The organism is Pseudomonas sp. FW305-70 (genome assembly GCF_058783925.1).
The window spans coordinates 148,816-164,953 of the sequence record NZ_JBYSYZ010000007.1 but is presented as its reverse complement, the minus strand read 5'-3'; the positions used below and the strand labels follow the sequence as shown (position 1 = coordinate 164,953).

4 protein-coding genes are annotated in these 16,138 nt (G+C 63.1%); 1 reads left to right on the top strand and 3 read right to left on the bottom strand.

What is annotated here, in order from left to right:
* Positions 1-156: 156 nt before the first annotated feature.
* Positions 157-13,155 carry a non-ribosomal peptide synthetase gene (locus AC3WN7_RS08180; RefSeq protein WP_102675072.1) on the bottom strand — a complete coding sequence of 4,333 codons (12,999 nt, stop codon included), beginning with the start codon at positions 13,153-13,155 and terminating at the stop codon, positions 157-159.
* A 381-nt stretch (positions 13,156-13,536) separates the two neighbouring features.
* On the opposite strand from AC3WN7_RS08180, the gene AC3WN7_RS08175 reads away from it, so the two are divergent.
* On the top strand, positions 13,537-14,085 hold the full coding sequence (locus AC3WN7_RS08175) for an RNA polymerase factor sigma-70 (protein ID WP_095968090.1): 549 nt from the start codon (positions 13,537-13,539) through the stop codon (positions 14,083-14,085).
* 140 nt (positions 14,086-14,225) lie between these two features.
* On the opposite strand, the gene AC3WN7_RS08170 is transcribed toward AC3WN7_RS08175, so the two are convergent.
* The gene (locus AC3WN7_RS08170) at positions 14,226-15,239 is read right to left on the bottom strand and encodes a GNAT family N-acetyltransferase (RefSeq protein ID WP_102675073.1); all 1,014 of its coding nucleotides are present in this window, start codon (positions 15,237-15,239) and stop codon (positions 14,226-14,228) included.
* Between the two features lie 76 nt (positions 15,240-15,315).
* The gene (locus tag AC3WN7_RS08165) at positions 15,316-16,074 is read right to left on the bottom strand and encodes a substrate-binding periplasmic protein (protein WP_256585726.1); all 759 of its coding nucleotides are present in this window, start codon (positions 16,072-16,074) and stop codon (positions 15,316-15,318) included.
* Positions 16,075-16,138 lie beyond the last annotated feature (64 nt).

The following is a 16,138-nucleotide window of genomic DNA, read 5'->3' as shown; positions in this document are numbered from 1 at the left end:
GATCACAGTCAATCGCGAGAATGTATGCGTTTGTGCCACCGCCTTCGCGGGCAAGCCCGCTCCCACAGGGGTTCAGGTGGTCATACATGATGAGTACACCACGGAACCTGTGGGAGCGGGCTCGCCCGCGAAGAGGCCGGTACAGCCGCTGGAGATTTACAGCCCCTCCAGCTCCGCCATCAGGTCATTCAAGCGATCCACCTTCTCATTGGTGATCTCGCTGGCCGCCAATCCGTCGATGTACCCGGCCAACTCCTCCACCGTGCTGCACTCGAACATCGCCCGCAACGGCACGTCCCGTTGCAGGGTTTTCTGCACTCGTGAGGCGATCTGTGTGGCCAGCAGCGAATGCCCGCCCAGTTCGAAGAAGTTGTCGCGAACGCCCACCTGATCGACCTTCAACACTTCGGCCCAAATGTCCACCAGGGTCTGCTCCAGGTCATTGCGCGGCGCCTGGTAATCCTGGTTCTGCATCTGGCCGATCTCCAGCGCCGGCAGGGCCTTGCGGTCCAGTTTGCCGTTGGCGTTGAGCGGCAGCTTGTCCAGCCACAGCCAGTGCAGCGGCACCATGTATTCCGGCAGTTCGGCGCGCAGGCGTTGCTTGATCCGCTCCAATCCCTCGACCGGACTCAACGCCACCTGCGCCGCGACCAGATAGCCCACCAGATGCTTGCCGTTCGCCCCTTCCTGCACACCCACCGCCGCATCGCGGATTTCCGGTTGTTCATGCAGGCGAGCCTCGATTTCACCCAGCTCGATGCGGTAACCGCGAATCTTCACCTGATGGTCGATGCGCCCCACGTACTCCAACACGCCATCGCTGCGACGGCGCGCCAGGTCGCCGGTGCGATACAGACGTTCACCCGGTGCGCCGAACGGGTTCGGCACAAACACCGGAGCCGTGCGCAGCGGGTCGCTGACATAACCGCGCCCGACCCCGGTGCCGGCGACGCACAGTTCACCCACGGCACCCAGCGGTACCAGTTCCAGTGCGCCATCGAGCACATACAACAGGTTATTGTCGGTCGGCGTACCGATCGGCAAATAGCTGCCGCGGGTCGAGGCCAGGTCGACATGGAAGAACGCCACGTCGTCCGAGCACTCCGCCGGACCGTAGGCATTCACCAGGCCGATCTGCGGATAGCGCAGCAACCATTGATGCGCCAGCTCCGGCGGCATTGCTTCACCGGTCGGCAGCATCCAGCGCAGGCCGTCGAGGCTCATGCGCTCCTGGGCGAGCATGCCCTGGATCAGCGATGGCACGCTTTCCAGCACGGTGATGCCCTGGGCCGCAACATGCGCCAGCAAACCCTGCGGATCGTGGGCGATGGTGTTCGGCACGATGTCCACCCGTGCACCGAACAGCGGTGCGGCGAGGAACTGCCACACGGAAATGTCGAAGCTTTGCGAGGCGGTCTGGGCGATCACGTCGGCGTCGCTCAGGTTCAGGTACGGCACTTTGCTCAATTGGTTGTTGAGCATGCCGCGCTGCTCGACCATCACGCCTTTGGGCAAACCGGTGGAACCGGAGGTGTAGATCACATAAGCCAGGTTGTCCGCACTGCTGTAGATGCCGGGATTGTCCGCCGACAGCGCATGGGCCTGGACCTCCTCCCAGACCAGCAGCCGTGGCCGGCTGGCGCAGCCGAACTCGTCAAGCAAGGCCTGCGCCTGTTCACGGCACGCTTGCGTACACACCAGCAGTGGCGTTCGGCTCAGTTCGATGATCCGGCTCAGACGCTGGCTCGGCAGGCCCGGGTCCAGCGGCAGGTAACCCGCGCCGGCCTTGAAGCTGCCGATGATCATGCCCAGCAGATCGAGACTGCGTTCGGCCAGCAATGCCACCGGTTGATCGCGCCCGACACCGGCGGCGATCAATGCATGACCGAGACGGTTACTGCGCTGGTTCAGCTCCAGATAACTGTACTGCCGGTCAAGACAGCTGGCGGCAATCCGCTGCGGGTGTCGGGCGACCTGCGTTTCAAACAATGAAACGTAGCTCTGCTGCACTGGATATTCGTGTTCGCTCTGGTTGCAGCCATGGAGGAGGAAGTCCTGCTCCTCGGCCCCCAGCAACGGCAGGTCGGCCATGTCGCCATGGAAACCTTCCACCAGCGCCAGCAGCAAACGCTTGAACTCGCCAAGCATGCGCTCGACCGTGGCTTCATCGAAGTAGCGCTGGTCGTAGGACAGGTGCAAGCCCAGGTCATCCCCCGGATAGCACACGGCCGTCAGCGGGAAGTTGGTGTGGGTCCGGCCCGAATCCGAGGTCGCGTTGAGGCTCTGCGCACGGTCCAGCACCGAGACTTCCACCGGGGCGTTTTCGAACACGAACAGGCTGTCGAACAGCGGCTGGCCTTTGGGCAGCTCGCTTTGCTCCTGGATGTTCACCAGCGGCAGGTATTCGTATTCACGCAGTTGCATGTTGCTGTCGAGCAGACCGGTGAGCCACTGGCGCACGCTGCATCGCTGGCCGTCCTCGGGCATCTTCACCCGCAGCGCGATGCTGTTGATGAACAGGCCGACGGTGCGCTGCATCTGCGGCATCTCCACCGGACGCCCGGCCACGGTGACGCCGAACAGCACGTCGCGATCACCGCTCAAGCGCCGCAGCACCAGCGCCCACGCCGCCTGGGCGAAGGTGTTGATGGTCAACTGATGGGCCTGGGCCAGTTCGCGCAATTGCGCGCCGTCACGGGCATCGAGCCGGGTGTAGCGGTCGCCGACGATCATGCCGCCGCTGTCGCCGGCATGTTCACGCAGGAACGGCCGGTCGCTCGGGATTGGCGTGGTCCGCTCAAACCCTCGCAGGTTGGTTTTCCACCATTGCCGCGCTTCGTCCAGGCTCTGGCGTTGCAGCCAGCCAATGTAGTCGCGATAACGCGACACAGGCCCAAGCTGTGCTTCCCGGCCTTCGCCGAGGGCGCTGTAGATCTCGAAGAAATCGTTCATCAGCAGCGAACGGCACCAGGCATCGATGAGGATGTGGTGGTTGCTCATCATGAACCAGTAGCGCGCCGCGTCCACACAGATCAGGCGCAAGTGGAACGGCGCCTGGTTGAGCAGATCGAACCCGGCTTCGCGTTCGGTCTTGAGCAAGGTTTGCAGCTTCGGCTCTTGCTCGGCTTGGGCGATATCACGCCAGTCGAGGTACTCGATCGGTGTGCTGCCCGGTTTGTGGATCACCTGCAGCATGTCCTCGCCGACGTTCCAGCAGAACGACGCGCGCAACGCTTCGTGGCGGGCGACGACGGCTTGCCAGGCCTGGGCGAAACGCTGCGGATCCAGCTCGCTGCTGATGCGGTAGCGGTCCTGCATGTAGTACAGGCCGGTGCCCGGCTCCAGCAGGGTGTGCAACAGCATGCCTTCCTGCATCGGGGTCAGCGGGTAGACGTCTTCGATAGCGACGGCCGGCACCGGCAGCGCATCCAGTTGCGTCTGATTGAGCTGCGCCAGCGGGAAGTCCGACGGCGTCAGGCCACCGGCGTCGTCGCGCAGGCAATGCTCGATCAGACTGCTCAGCTCACCGAGGTAGGCATCGGCCAACTCGCCGATGGTGGACGGATCGAAGCGTTCGGCGCTGAACGTCCAGCGCAATACCAGTTCACCGCCATACACCTGGCTGTCGACGCTCAGCTCGTTGGGCAACGGTGCATGGGCATCGTGGGCCGCGCCGACGGCTTCATCCAGTGGATGGAACAGCGCGTCCGCACCGAAGCTCTGGTCGAACTGGCCGAGGTAGTTGAAGGTAATCGGTGCCTGCGGCAACGCCGCCATGCTGCGGCGAATCGGCTCATCGGCGAGGTAACGCAGCACGCCATGACCCAGGCCTTTGTGCGGCACGGCACGCAGCTGTTCCTTGATCGCCTTGATCGAGACCCCCTGCCCGGCGGCTTCTTCGATGTTCGACGGCGTCAGGCGCAACGGATAGGCACTGGTGAACCAGCCCACCGTGCGGGTCAGGTCGATGTCGTCGAACAGCGCTTCGCGGCCGTGGCCTTCCAGCTGGATCAGCGCCGATGGCTGACCGCTCCAGCGGCACAGCACACGGGCCAAAGCGGTCAACAGCAAGTCGTTGACCTGGGTGCGATAGGCACTTGGCGCCTGTTGCAGCAACTGCCGCGTACGCTCGCTGTCGAGACGCACGCTGACGGTTTGCGCATGACGGTTTTGCCGCCCGCCTTCAGGGTGATCGCAGGGCAAATCGGCACTTGGCCCGGCCAGTTGCGCCTGCCACCAGCCCAGCTCTTCGCGCAGGGACTCGCTGCCGGCGTAGGCTTGCAAGCGTGCGGCCCAGTCCTTGAAGGCGCTGGTTTTCGCCGGCAGTTTCACCGACTGCCGCGCCTCCAGTTGGCGATATACGGTTTGCAGGTCATCGAGCAGCACCCGCCACGACACACCGTCCACCACCAGGTGGTGAATGGCGATAAACAAGCGTTGCTGGCCTTCAGGGCCATCGACCAGCAACACGCGCAGCAAGGGTCCCTGTTCAAGGTCGAGACTGCGCTGGGCATCGGCGAACAAGGCCGCGCATTTATCCATCGACGAAACACGCACTTGCCACAAAACCGGCGCATCGGAAACCGGCTGGTGCAAGGCCTGCCACTGGCCGGCAACCTTGCCAAAGCGCAGGCGCAAGGCGTCGTGCTGTTCGATCACCGCCAGCAACGCTTGCTCCAGGCGATGAGATTCCAGCACCACCGTCGGTTGCAACAACAATGCCTGGTTCCAGTGTTGGCGTTGCGCGATATCGGTGTCGAAGAACCAGTGCTGGATGGGTGTCAGGCGCGACTCGCCCATGATCAAGCCCTGCTCGGCGCTGATCTGCTCGCTGCGGGTGGCCACGGCGGCGAGGGTCTGCACGGTCTGGTGCTGGAACAGGTCGCGAGGGCTGAAGTGAATGCCCTGCTGCCGCGCCCGGCTGACCACCTGGATCGACAGGATCGAGTCACCGCCCAGTTCGAAGAAATTGTCGTTGAGACCGACCTGCTCGACGTTCAGCACGTCGCACCAGATCTGCGCCAGCGTGACTTCGAGCTCGTTGGTCGGCGCCACGTAGTCTTGGCGATTCAGCTCCGCGTCCGGTGCCGGGAGCGCGCGGCGGTCGAGTTTACCGTTGCCGGTCAACGGCATGCTCGCCAGCAGGATCAGGTGCGTGGGCACCATGTAATCCGGCAGTTGCGATTTCAGATGCGCCTTGAGGGCCTCGCGCAACATCGATTGCTGCGCTTCGTCCTGTTCGGCGACATCCGTCACCAGATAGCCGACCAGTTGTTTGCCGCTCGGTGCGTCAAGCGCCAGCACGACTGCCTCGCGGACTGAATCATGGTCCAGCAGGCGGGTTTCGATTTCACCGAGCTCGATGCGGAATCCGCGAATCTTCACTTGATGGTCGATGCGCCCAAGGTACTCCACCAGGCCATCGGCACCCTGGCGCACCAGGTCACCGGTGCGGTAGATGCGCCCGCCATCGGCGGCAAACGGATCGGCCACAAAGCGCTCCGCCGTCATGCCAGGACGTTGGTGATACCCCTGGGCCAGACCCGCGCCACCGACATACAACTCGCCCGTCGCGCCTTGTGGCACCAACGCCAGGTCGGCGTCGAGAATGTAGGCCACGCGGTCGCCGATCACACTGCCGATCGGCACGCTGCCGGCGCCCTCTTCCAGCACTTCAGGCGCAAGGCTGGCCAGCGGCATGACCACGGTCTCGGTCGGGCCGTAGGCGTTGAAGAACCGGCTCGGCTTGAACGCTGCACGAATACGCGCCAGGTGCTCACCGGTCAGCGCCTCGCCGCCGGTGATGATCATGCGCACCGGCAGGGTCTGGCCCTGGGTCGCCAGCCATTGCGCCAACTGGCTGCCGTAGCTCGGCGTGAAACCGAGTACGTTGATGTGATGACGACGGATCAGGCCGCAGATTTCTTCCGCGTCCCACTGCCCTTGCGCTCGCAACACCACGTGCGCGCCGCTGAGCAGCGGCACCAGCAACCGCTCGGTGGCGGCGTCGAAGTTGATCGAATAGAAGTGCAGCTCACAGTCGTCGGGGCGCATGCCGAAACGCTCGATCACCGCGCGGCAATGCATGGCGATTTCACCGTGGGACACCACCACGCCTTTCGGTTTCCCGGTCGAGCCCGAGGTGTAGATCAGGTAGGCCTGATGCTGCGCCAGACTGATCGCCGGCAGCTCGCTGGCCGGGAAATGGGCCAGCGCAGCCGCGTCTTCTTCAAGACACCAGCGGCCGACGGTCGCCGGCAACTCGCCCAGGGCCTTGAACATCGCCGCATCACTGAGCAGCAAACCGATACCGCTGTCTTCGATCATGTAGTGCAAGCGGTCCAGCGGGTATTCCGGATCCAGCGGCACATAGGCACCGCCTGCCTTGAGGATCGCCAACAGGCCGACCACCATTTCCAGCGAGCGCTCAAGTGCCAGGCCCACACGAACCTGGGGGCCGACACCACGCTCGCGCAGCATCCAGGCCAGGCGGTTGGCGCGGCTATCGAGTTCGACGTAGCTCAGGGTCTGCCCGGCGAAGGTCAGGGCCGGTGCGTCCTGGCGCACCAGGGCTTGCTCGGCGAACAGGTGATGGATGCACTGATCCAGCCGATGTTCGCCCGGCTCGACGCCGAGGCTGTCGAGCAGAAGCTGTTGCTCGCCGGATGCCAGCAGCGGCAGTTCGCTCAAGCGTTGTTGCGGATCGGCAATCAGCGCCTCCAGCAGGTTGCGCCAATGTCCGGCCATGCGGGCGATGCGCGGTTCGTCGAACAGATCGGTGCTGTAGGTCAGGCAGCAGCCCAGTCGATGATCGAGGTCGGTGACTTCCAGGTTGAGGTCGAACTTGGTCGCACGGGCATCGTTGGCCAGGTACTCGACCGACATGCCGGCCAAAGTGCGACTTTGCTGGAACTCCCAGCGCTGTACGTTGCACATCACCTGGAACAACGGGTTGTAGGCCGCACTGCGTGGCGGTTGCAAGGCTTCCACCAGATGATCGAACGGCAGGTCCTGATGGGACTGGCCTTCGATCACCGTGTGGCGCACCTGCTCGAACAGCTCGCCGACAGACATCTGCCCGTCGAGCTGGCAGCGCAGCACCTGGGTGTTGAGGAATGCGCCGATCAGCCCCTCGCTTTCCGGACGAATGCGGTTGGCCACAGGCGCGCCGATGCGCAAATCAGTCTGGCCGCTATAGCGGTACAACAGGGTCGCCAGTGTAGCGGTCATGGTCATGAACAGGGTCAGGCCGTGCTGTGCATTGAAGGCCCGCACCCGTGCCGCGAGCTCGTCGCTCAGGTCAAAGCGATACAGCTCACCCTGATGGCTTTGTACCGGCGGACGCGGACGGTCAGCCGGCAACTCCAGCAGCGGATGCTCATGGCCCAGTTGCGTGGTCCAGTAATCGAGCTGACGCTGACGCTCGCCCGACTCCAGCCACTGACGCTGCCACACGCTGTAATCCAGGTACTGCACCGGCAACGGCGCGAGCGGCGACTCACGGTCGTCAACAAAGGCTTCGTACAGCGCACTGAGTTCCCGGGCAAAGATGTCCATCGCCCAGCCTTCGGTGACGATGTGGTGCAAGGTCAGAACGAAGTAGTGTTCCTGCTCGGCAGTCTTGACCAGGCACGCACGCAGCAGCGGTCCGGTTTCCAGATCAAACGGCTGGTGCGCTTCGTCGTCGGCCAGTTGCTGGACCTGCCACTCGCGGCCTTCGGCATCCAGCGCGGAGAAATCCTTCCACGCCATGCGCACGCCGGTCTCCATGTGCACCTGTTGGCGAGCGACGCCGTCAACGCTCGGGAACGTCGTGCGCAGGGTTTCATGGCGCATGATCAAGGCTTGCAGCGCTGCTTCGAAACGCGCGACATCCAGCACACCGCGCAGCCGCGCCATGCCGCCGACGTTGTAGGCCGGACTGTCCGGCTCCATCTGCCAGAGGAACCACATGCGCTGCTGAGAATAGGACAGCGGCACCGCCTGGCGACGGTCGACTGTTTCAATCGGCGGCTGTTTGTTGGTGCTGCCGCTGGCCTGGATCAAGCGGACCTGTTCGGCAAATGCACCCAGTTCGCTGTGTTCGAACAGCGCCCGCAGCGGCAACTCGACGTCACAGGCCTGGCGGGTGCGGGAGATGATTTGCGTGGCCAGCAGCGAGTGGCCGCCGAGGGCGAAGAAATCATCGCGCAGGCCGACGGGCGTCAGGCCCAGCACTTCGCGCCAGATGCCGGCGATCTGTTGCTCCAGATCGGTGACTGGCTCAACGTGTTCACGAACCTGCCACTGCGGTTCCGGCAAGGCACGACGGTCGAGTTTGCCGCTCGGGCCGAGGGGCATTTGGTCCAGCCGCATCAGTTGGGCCGGGACCATGTATTCCGGCAGCTGCGCCGTCAGCGCCGCTTTCAGGCGAGTCGTTTGCGCATCGACGGACTCAGCAGTGTCGGTGGTGGTGAAGTAACCGACCAGTTGTCCACCCGCCGCCGTTTCGCGCACCAGCACCACCGCTTGGGCAACACCCTCCTGCGCCAGCAGACGGGCTTCGATTTCCTGTGGCTCGACGCGAAAACCGCGCAGCTTGACCTGCTGATCGAGGCGACCGAGATACTCGATCACGCCATCGCCAATCCAGCGTGCACGATCACCGGTGCGGTACAGACGCGCGCCGTGCTCGTCCAATGGGTCGACGACAAAACGTTCGGCCGTCAGGCCCGGACGGCCCAGATAGCCACGCGCCAGGCCGCTGCCACTGATGCACAACTCACCCGGCACACCGGCCGGCACCGGATTGAGCTCGCTGTCGAGCACGCGGCAGATCACATTGCCCAGTGGCCGGCCAATCGGCGAGCGTTCGCCATCGGCGCTGGAGCACTGCCAATGGGTGACGTTGATCGCGGTTTCGGTCGGGCCGTAACGGTTGTGCAACTGTACGGCCGGCAGTTGCGCCAGCACGCGGTTGCGCAGCTCCGCAGGCAAGGCTTCGCCGCCGGAGAATATGCGGCGCAGGCTGGTGCATTGCGCGCTGAGCGGTTCGTCGATGAACAACGAAAGCAGCGGCGGTACGAAGTGCAGCGTGGTCACGCCGTACGCTTGCACAAGCTGCGCGATGCGATGGGGATCACGGTGTTCGCCGGGGCCGGCAAGCAACAGGCGACTGCCGGTGATCAGCGGCCAGAAGCACTCCCACACCGACACGTCAAAACTGATCGGCGCCTTTTGCATCAGCACATCGGTTTCGTTCAACTGATAGGTTTGCTGCATCCATTGCAGACGCTCGGCCAACGCCGCGTGGGTGTTGCCGACGCCTTTGGGTTGACCGGTCGATCCCGAGGTGTAGATCACATAGGCGAGGTTGTCGCCCTGCAAATGCAGACCCGGCGCCTGGCTTGGCCAGTTGTCCAGGTGCAAGGTGTCCATGGCGATCACGCTGACGCCCTGGCTGGCCGGCAAGCGATCGAGCAAGCAGGTTTGCGTCAGCAGCAATTGGACATCGCTGTCGCTGAGCATGTAGGACAGGCGCTCGGCCGGGTAGTCCGGATCCAGCGGTACATAGGCACCACCGGCCTTGATGATCGCCAGCAGGCCAATCAGCAGCTGCGGCGAACGCTCGCAGGCAATGGCCACGCAGACGTCCGGGCCGACGCCCTTGTCGCGCAGGTAGTGGGCCAGACGGTTGGCCTGGGTGTGCAGTCCGGCGAAGTCCAACTGACCGCCGTCCCATAGCAACGCCGTGCGCTGCGGGGTCCGCCGGGCTTGTTCGTCAAGCAGTTCCGGCAGCCATTGACTGGCCGGTGTGCAGGGTGCAACGGACCAGTTCGCTTGTTGATGGTGCTCAGGCTCTGTGAGCAGTTGCAGATCGCCGAGGGCCGTTTGCGGACGCTCGCAGACTTCACGCAACAGGTTGGCGTAATGCCCGGACAGACGCTCGATGGTCGCCGCATCGAACAACTCGCTGGCATAGTCGAAGGACAGGCTCAGGCGACCGTTGCGATCTTCCTCACTGTGCAATTGCAGGTCGAACTTGGCTTGCCGGCTGTGCCACGGCAGCTCTTCGGCCAGCAACCCCGGCAAGCGTTTCAAGGCACTGAGGTCGCGCTGCTGGTGGTTGAACATGACCTGGAACAAACCCTGTTCACGGGCCTGCGGAAAAGCTTCAAGCAACTGCTCGAACGGCAAGTCCTGATGCGCTTGCGCACCCAGCGCTGCCTGACGGGTTTGCCCAAGCAGCTCAGTGAACGGCAGCCGTGAATCCACCTCGGCGCGCAGCACCTGGGTGTTGATGAAAAAGCCGATCAGGCCCTGGGTTTCCAGGCGCGGACGGTTGGCGTTCGGTACGCCGATGCGGATGTCACGCTGACCGCTGTAGCGATGCAACAAGGCCTGGAACGCGGCGAGCAGCAGCATGAAGGAGGTCGATTCGTGGGCCTGGGCGGTCTGGCGAATCCCATCGCTGAGGGCCGCATCCAGACGCAGGGTATGGCGGGCGGCGCTGTGCAGTTGTTGTGCGCAGCGTGGATGATCGGTGGCCAGGCTCAGGGTCGGATGCTCATCGCCCAGACGGGCTTTCCAGTAGGCCAGTTGCCGCTCGCCCTCCCCTTGCGCCAGCCATTGGCGCTGCCAGCTGGCGTAATCGGCGTACTGCGCCGGCAATGGCGCCAGCAGCGCTTGCTGGCCTTGGGAGGCCGCCGCATACAGGCGCGAGAACTCGTCGATCAGCACATTCAGCGACCAGCCGTCCGCAATGATGTGATGCATCGTCACCAACAACTGATGGTCTTCGTCGTCGAGGCGCACCAGCGTCACCCACAGCAGCGGGCCTTTCTCCAGATCGAACCGGGTCCGCGCTTCATCCTCGCGGATTTGCTGCGCGCGGGCTTCACGCTCGGCAGCCGGCAGATCGCTGATGTCGATCACTTGCAGGTTGAACTCAGCACCCGCAGTGACCTGCTGCAGAGCCACGCCATCACGCTCGAAGAAGCGCGTGCGCAGGGATTCATGGCGCTCGATCAACTGCTGGAAACTGGCACGCAATGCGTCCTCGTCCAGCTCGCCACGCAAGCGCAAGGCACCCGGAATGTTGTAGGCGCTGCTGTGGGGGTCGAGTTGCCAGGTGATCCACAAACGGTTTTGTGCCAGCGATTGCGGCATCAGTTGCTGGCGCGACAGCGCCGTGATCGCGCCCTGGGCCAGGCCACCGTCCTGTTGCTGACGGGCCACGGCATCGGCGAAGGCGCCGAGGGTCGGGGCTTCGAACAGCAGGCGCAGGTTCAACTCCAGCCCCAGCGCTTCACGCAGACGCGCCACCACTTGCGTCGCTGCAATGGAGTTGCCGCCGAGCAGGAAGAAATGATCGTCGGCGCCCACCTGCCCGACCTGCAATTGCTCGCACCAGATCCGACCGATCAGGTTTTGCAGCTCAGAGCCCGACTCGACCTGGCTTGCACTTGCGGTGCTGGCCGACGGAAACACCGCGTAGCTGTCGAGGCTGCCGTGCGCCAGTCGACTGCGGCACGCCGAGCGTTGCAATTTACCGCTGGACGTTTTGGGCAGCGCACCCGGATTGAGCAACACCACCACGCTCGGTGCTTCCTGATATGCCTCGGCGACGGCCTGGCGAATGGCTTTGATCAGCGCCTCGGGCGGCAGGATTTTCTGCACGCTGCGGCTGATTTCGGCGGCGATGCCGATGCCCTCCTGACCATCGACCGTGACGGCAAAGGCGGCAACGCGGCCCTTGCGTACCACTTCCACTTCGCGCTCGACGGTCTGTTCGATGTCCTGCGGGTACAGGTTGTGCCCGCGCACGATCAGCATGTCCTTCAGACGGCCGGTGATGAACAGCTCGCCGTTGCGCATGAAACCCAGGTCACCGGTTCGCAGCCAGGTCTGGCCGGCGTGCCGGACGAACGTTTTGGCTGACGCCTCGGGGTTGCGCCAATAACCAAGGGCGATGCTCGGCCCGCTGGCCCAGACTTCACCGACGACGTTGTCGGCCTGTTCGCTGAGCGAGACCGGGTCGACGATCAGCACGGCGTGAGCCGGCTGGCTGATGCCACAACTCATGATCGGGCTGCCCTCGCCCGCTTCCACCCGGTTCTGCGCCAGGGCCTGATCGTCCACCCGCAGGTTGCCGATGCCTTCGCCGCGTGCTGTGCCGGCCACAAACAAGGTGGCTTCGGCCAGACCGTAGGAGGCCATGAAGCTGTCCGCAGTGAAACCGCAGGTCGCGAACTTCTCGGCGAAGCGTTCCAGGGTGTCGAGGCGAATCGGTTCGGAACCGGAATACGCCACGCGCCAGCCACTCAGGTCCAGCCGTTCCAGGGCCGATTCGCTGACCCGCTCGCTGCACAGGCGATAAGCAAAATCCGGCCCGCCGCTGATGGTGCCGCCGTATTCGCTGATCGCTTCCAGCCAGCGCAACGGCCGGCCGAGGAAGTACGCCGGCGACATCAACACGCAAGGCACGCCGCTGAAAATCGGCTGCAGCAAGCCGCCGATCAGGCCCATATCGTGGTACAGCGGCAGCCAGCTGACGATCACGTCGTCGGGGTTGAGGTCGATGCCGAAGCCGTGACGAATCAGCAATTCGTTGGCCACCAGATTGCCGTGGCTGACCTGCACGCCCTTGGGCAGTGCGGTGGAGCCGGAAGTGTATTGCAGGAAGGCGATGTGATCGTCCTGCAAATCCGCCGCGACCCAGCGTTCGGCCAGTGCACCGTCGAGGGTGTCGACACACAGCAACGGCGGCGCCCCTTCGATTTGCTGCAATGCATCGCGCAGCCCGGCGCTGGTCAGCAGCAGGCGCGGTTGGGCATCACTGATGATCGACAGCAGGCGTTCCTGGTGATGACGGCGCGTCGACTCCGGCGGGTAGGCCGGGACCGCGATCACCCCGGCGTACAGGCAACCGAAGAACGCCGCGACGTAATCCGGGCCGCTGGGGAACAACAACACGGCGCGGTCGCCAACATCCGCTTGAGTCTGCAAGGCTCCGGCAATCGTCCGCGCCCGCTGATCCAGCTCGCGATAACTGAGCACCACAGCCTGTTCCGGGGTCTCGGCAAGAAAACGCAGGGCCACCCGATCCGGCGTCTGGGCCGCGCGGCGCTGAAGGGCTTGGACCATTGTGCTGGGGAGTTCGAACGCGTCGGTCATGAGGTTTCCTGCCTGATTTCGGCTGTAGGAGCGAGCTTGCTCGCGAAAAAAAGGAGAACGCCGCGGAGTGTCAGGCGGCCATCGTCATCGTTGACGACCATCGCGAGCGAGCTCGCTCCTACAGGGTTATGAGAATTGCGCTGTTCCATTCACCAATGAGAACGGATGACGTCTTGAAATAATTAGGTGTCGACTGGAACGCCAGGCGGGCTGAAAGGAGCGTCAACGTGTCGCAGTTCGCACTCTGCACTTTTGTCGCGCAGTAATTCTTTTTCTCATTTGACAATCATTATCATTAAGCCTAATTTGTCGCTCGATTGTGCAGGACGGCCCCCCGGTTTATCCCCGTCCCACTAACCTTTTGGCAGCAAGGTGATTTCCATGATGGAACCAGTATCCACAAGCAGGTGCGATACACCGCTACTTCAGGCATTCGTCGATAATCGACTGATTCTGGTGAAGATCGCAGCCCGTATTACCGGTTGCCGCTCACGTGCCGAAGATGTTGTGCAGGACGCGTTCTTCCGGTTGCAATCGGCCCCGCCCATCACCAGTTCGATCAAGGCCCAGCTCAGCTACCTGTTCCAGATCGTGCGCAACCTGGCAATCGACCACTACCGCAAGCAGGCGCTGGAGCAGAAGTACTCCGGCCCTGAAGAGGAAGGGCTGAATGTGGTGATCCAGGGTGCGTCACCGGAAACTTCGCACATCAATTTCTCGACGCTGGAGCACATTGCCGATGCGTTGACCGAGTTGCCGAGCCGCACCCGCTACGCCTTCGAGATGTATCGCCTGCACGGCGTACCGCAAAAAGACATCGCCAAGGAACTCGGCGTCTCGCCGACCCTGGTGAACTTCATGATTCGCGATGCGCTGGTGCACTGCCGCAAGGTGTCGGGGAATCGTGGCGATGTAGCCGCTCGCCACTAAGATCTGAAATCTGCGTCGCTCCCTTCGCGAGCAAGCCCGCTCCCACAGATTCTGCACACACCCAGTGGGAGCGGGCTTGGTCCGGGCGGCGTTCCGACGAAGGCTGACTCAAGACCGCGACGAATCTTGAGCCTCAATCCTCAGGCCAGTGCGCACCGATCGAAAAACCGCTCCCGCCCCACCACCATCAAGGCCGCGCGCTTGTGCGGAAAGTCGAATTCCTTCTCGCAGTGAAAGCACTGGTTGTGCATGTACCCGATCATCTTCGCGTTATCGGCACGCGGCTCGGCCACCACGCGCTGCGTGCGCGGATCATCGAGAAACAGGTAATGCACCAGCGCCGATAACCAGCTCGCCACCTTGTGCGGACCGCGATGATTTTCCTCCCCCACCAGCATGTGAATGCCACGGTCGTAATCGCCGGCATCATAGAAGGGTGCGATGCGATCCTCCTTGGCCCAGTAGGCTTCGAAGTAAGCGAACGGCTGATCGTCGAAACACCCGATCAGCGTCAGGGTGTGCGGATCGGCCTCTAGTTTGCTCAGGTATTGGCGATGCTGTTCGAGGCTGCCCTCCTCCTGCCAGAAGCTGGCGACGCGCGGACTGTTCTGCCAACGGTTGAAACGCGCCAGGTCTTGCTCGATTTCCAGGGTACGCAGGGAAACCCAGGCGCCCAGCCGCGCATCGTATCGTCGATACACCTCACCCCGGGGTTTCACCGCTCGCAGCGGATGACGCTTACCACCGGTGATGACCATTTGCTGTGGGTAGCTGCCGGTCAGGGAATGCCCCAGCCATGGCTGCGGCAACTGCCAGAACAAGGTGCGCTCGCAGCAATACTGGCCGTTGACGGAAGTCGGAATCAGCAAACCACTGAGCACAGCCTCATTCGGCACGTCTTGCAGTTGCCAGACCAGGCGCTGACAGTCGGGGTCGCGGGCGAACAGCCAGTAACAGGCCGCCCATATCGCTTGCCCTTCGGGGTGACCGAAGCGCTCCAGCAATTGCACGTGCAACTCGGGGCCACAATTGAGCCGCAGGGTGAGCAACGGCTGCCCTTCCAGGCTGAGGCTCAGGCGGCCCTGCGTTTCATCAGCGGCAAGACGACTGCCGGTCGGCAGGTACAGGGCAGTCAGGTCATTCAGATTGGACATGGGGGCGGGCTCACGATAATCGTCGACAGTTCAACGAGGTGACGTCAGCCACAGCGGGAAATTTAGGAAAAGAACGTCAATTGACGACTTGAGGTGGCGGTTCGTTGTGCGGGACCGGCACCACCGCGATCTTGTACGGATCGAAAATCCTCAGCATCTGGCCACTGTCCCGCAAGCCCTGCAACAACTTGCCGAAGGCGTCGCCACTGATGGGAGCCGCCGGGCGCAGGATGGCGTAATGGTGATAGACCTGATCGATGCGATCGGACGCCAACAACTTCTCGGCGACTTTCGGATTGCGCAAAAAATAGTCGTTCAGGTAAGAGCGCGTGACCAAGGCAATGTCGGCGCGATCGCGTAATACCATCAGCAGATTGCTGTCATGGGAATAAGTCAGCGTGGCGTTGTAGTTTTTTTGCAGGTACTGGGGCTCGGCATTGAAGTTGGCGAACTCGTAGTGATAACCGCTGAAGAGTGCCAGGCGCTTGCCGCTCAGGTCGGCAAAATAGCTTTGCTGTCGATCAGGCAGGCGTTGCGCGACAAAAATCTCGGCGTCTTCCAGCCCCATGTCGACGGCGGTATGGGGAATGTCCTCCCAACCCCAGGCCGGATTTTCGAAGATGGCCATGTCGACCCGGCCCTGCTTCAAGTCACCGAAACGCCGTGGAATGGACGTGGGCACCAGGACAAACTGATAGTCACTTTGCGCAGCGTTCAAAGCCTCGACCAGCTGCGGCAGCAACCCGGTATCGGCCCCGGATTCCGGGCGCACGGTGTAGGGCGGAAAATGCGCGGCACCAATGCGCACCAGTTGCGCAGCCTGGGATGGCAGCATCGTTGACACCGCAAGCGTCGCGAGCAAAAGCCGCGAAGCTGTCCGAATTGGCGACCCCCTCAAA

Excerpts from the sequence above, each read along its gene's own strand:
- AC3WN7_RS08180 (WP_102675072.1), bottom strand. The coding sequence starts at position 13,155 with ATGACCGACGCGTTCGAACTCCCCAGCACAATGGTCCAAGCCCTTCAG.
- AC3WN7_RS08175 (WP_095968090.1), top strand. The coding sequence starts at position 13,537 with ATGATGGAACCAGTATCCACAAGCAGGTGCGATACACCGCTACTTCAG.
- AC3WN7_RS08170 (WP_102675073.1), bottom strand. The coding sequence starts at position 15,239 with ATGTCCAATCTGAATGACCTGACTGCCCTGTACCTGCCGACCGGCAGT.
- AC3WN7_RS08165 (WP_256585726.1), bottom strand. The coding sequence starts at position 16,074 with ATGCTGCCATCCCAGGCTGCGCAACTGGTGCGCATTGGTGCCGCGCAT.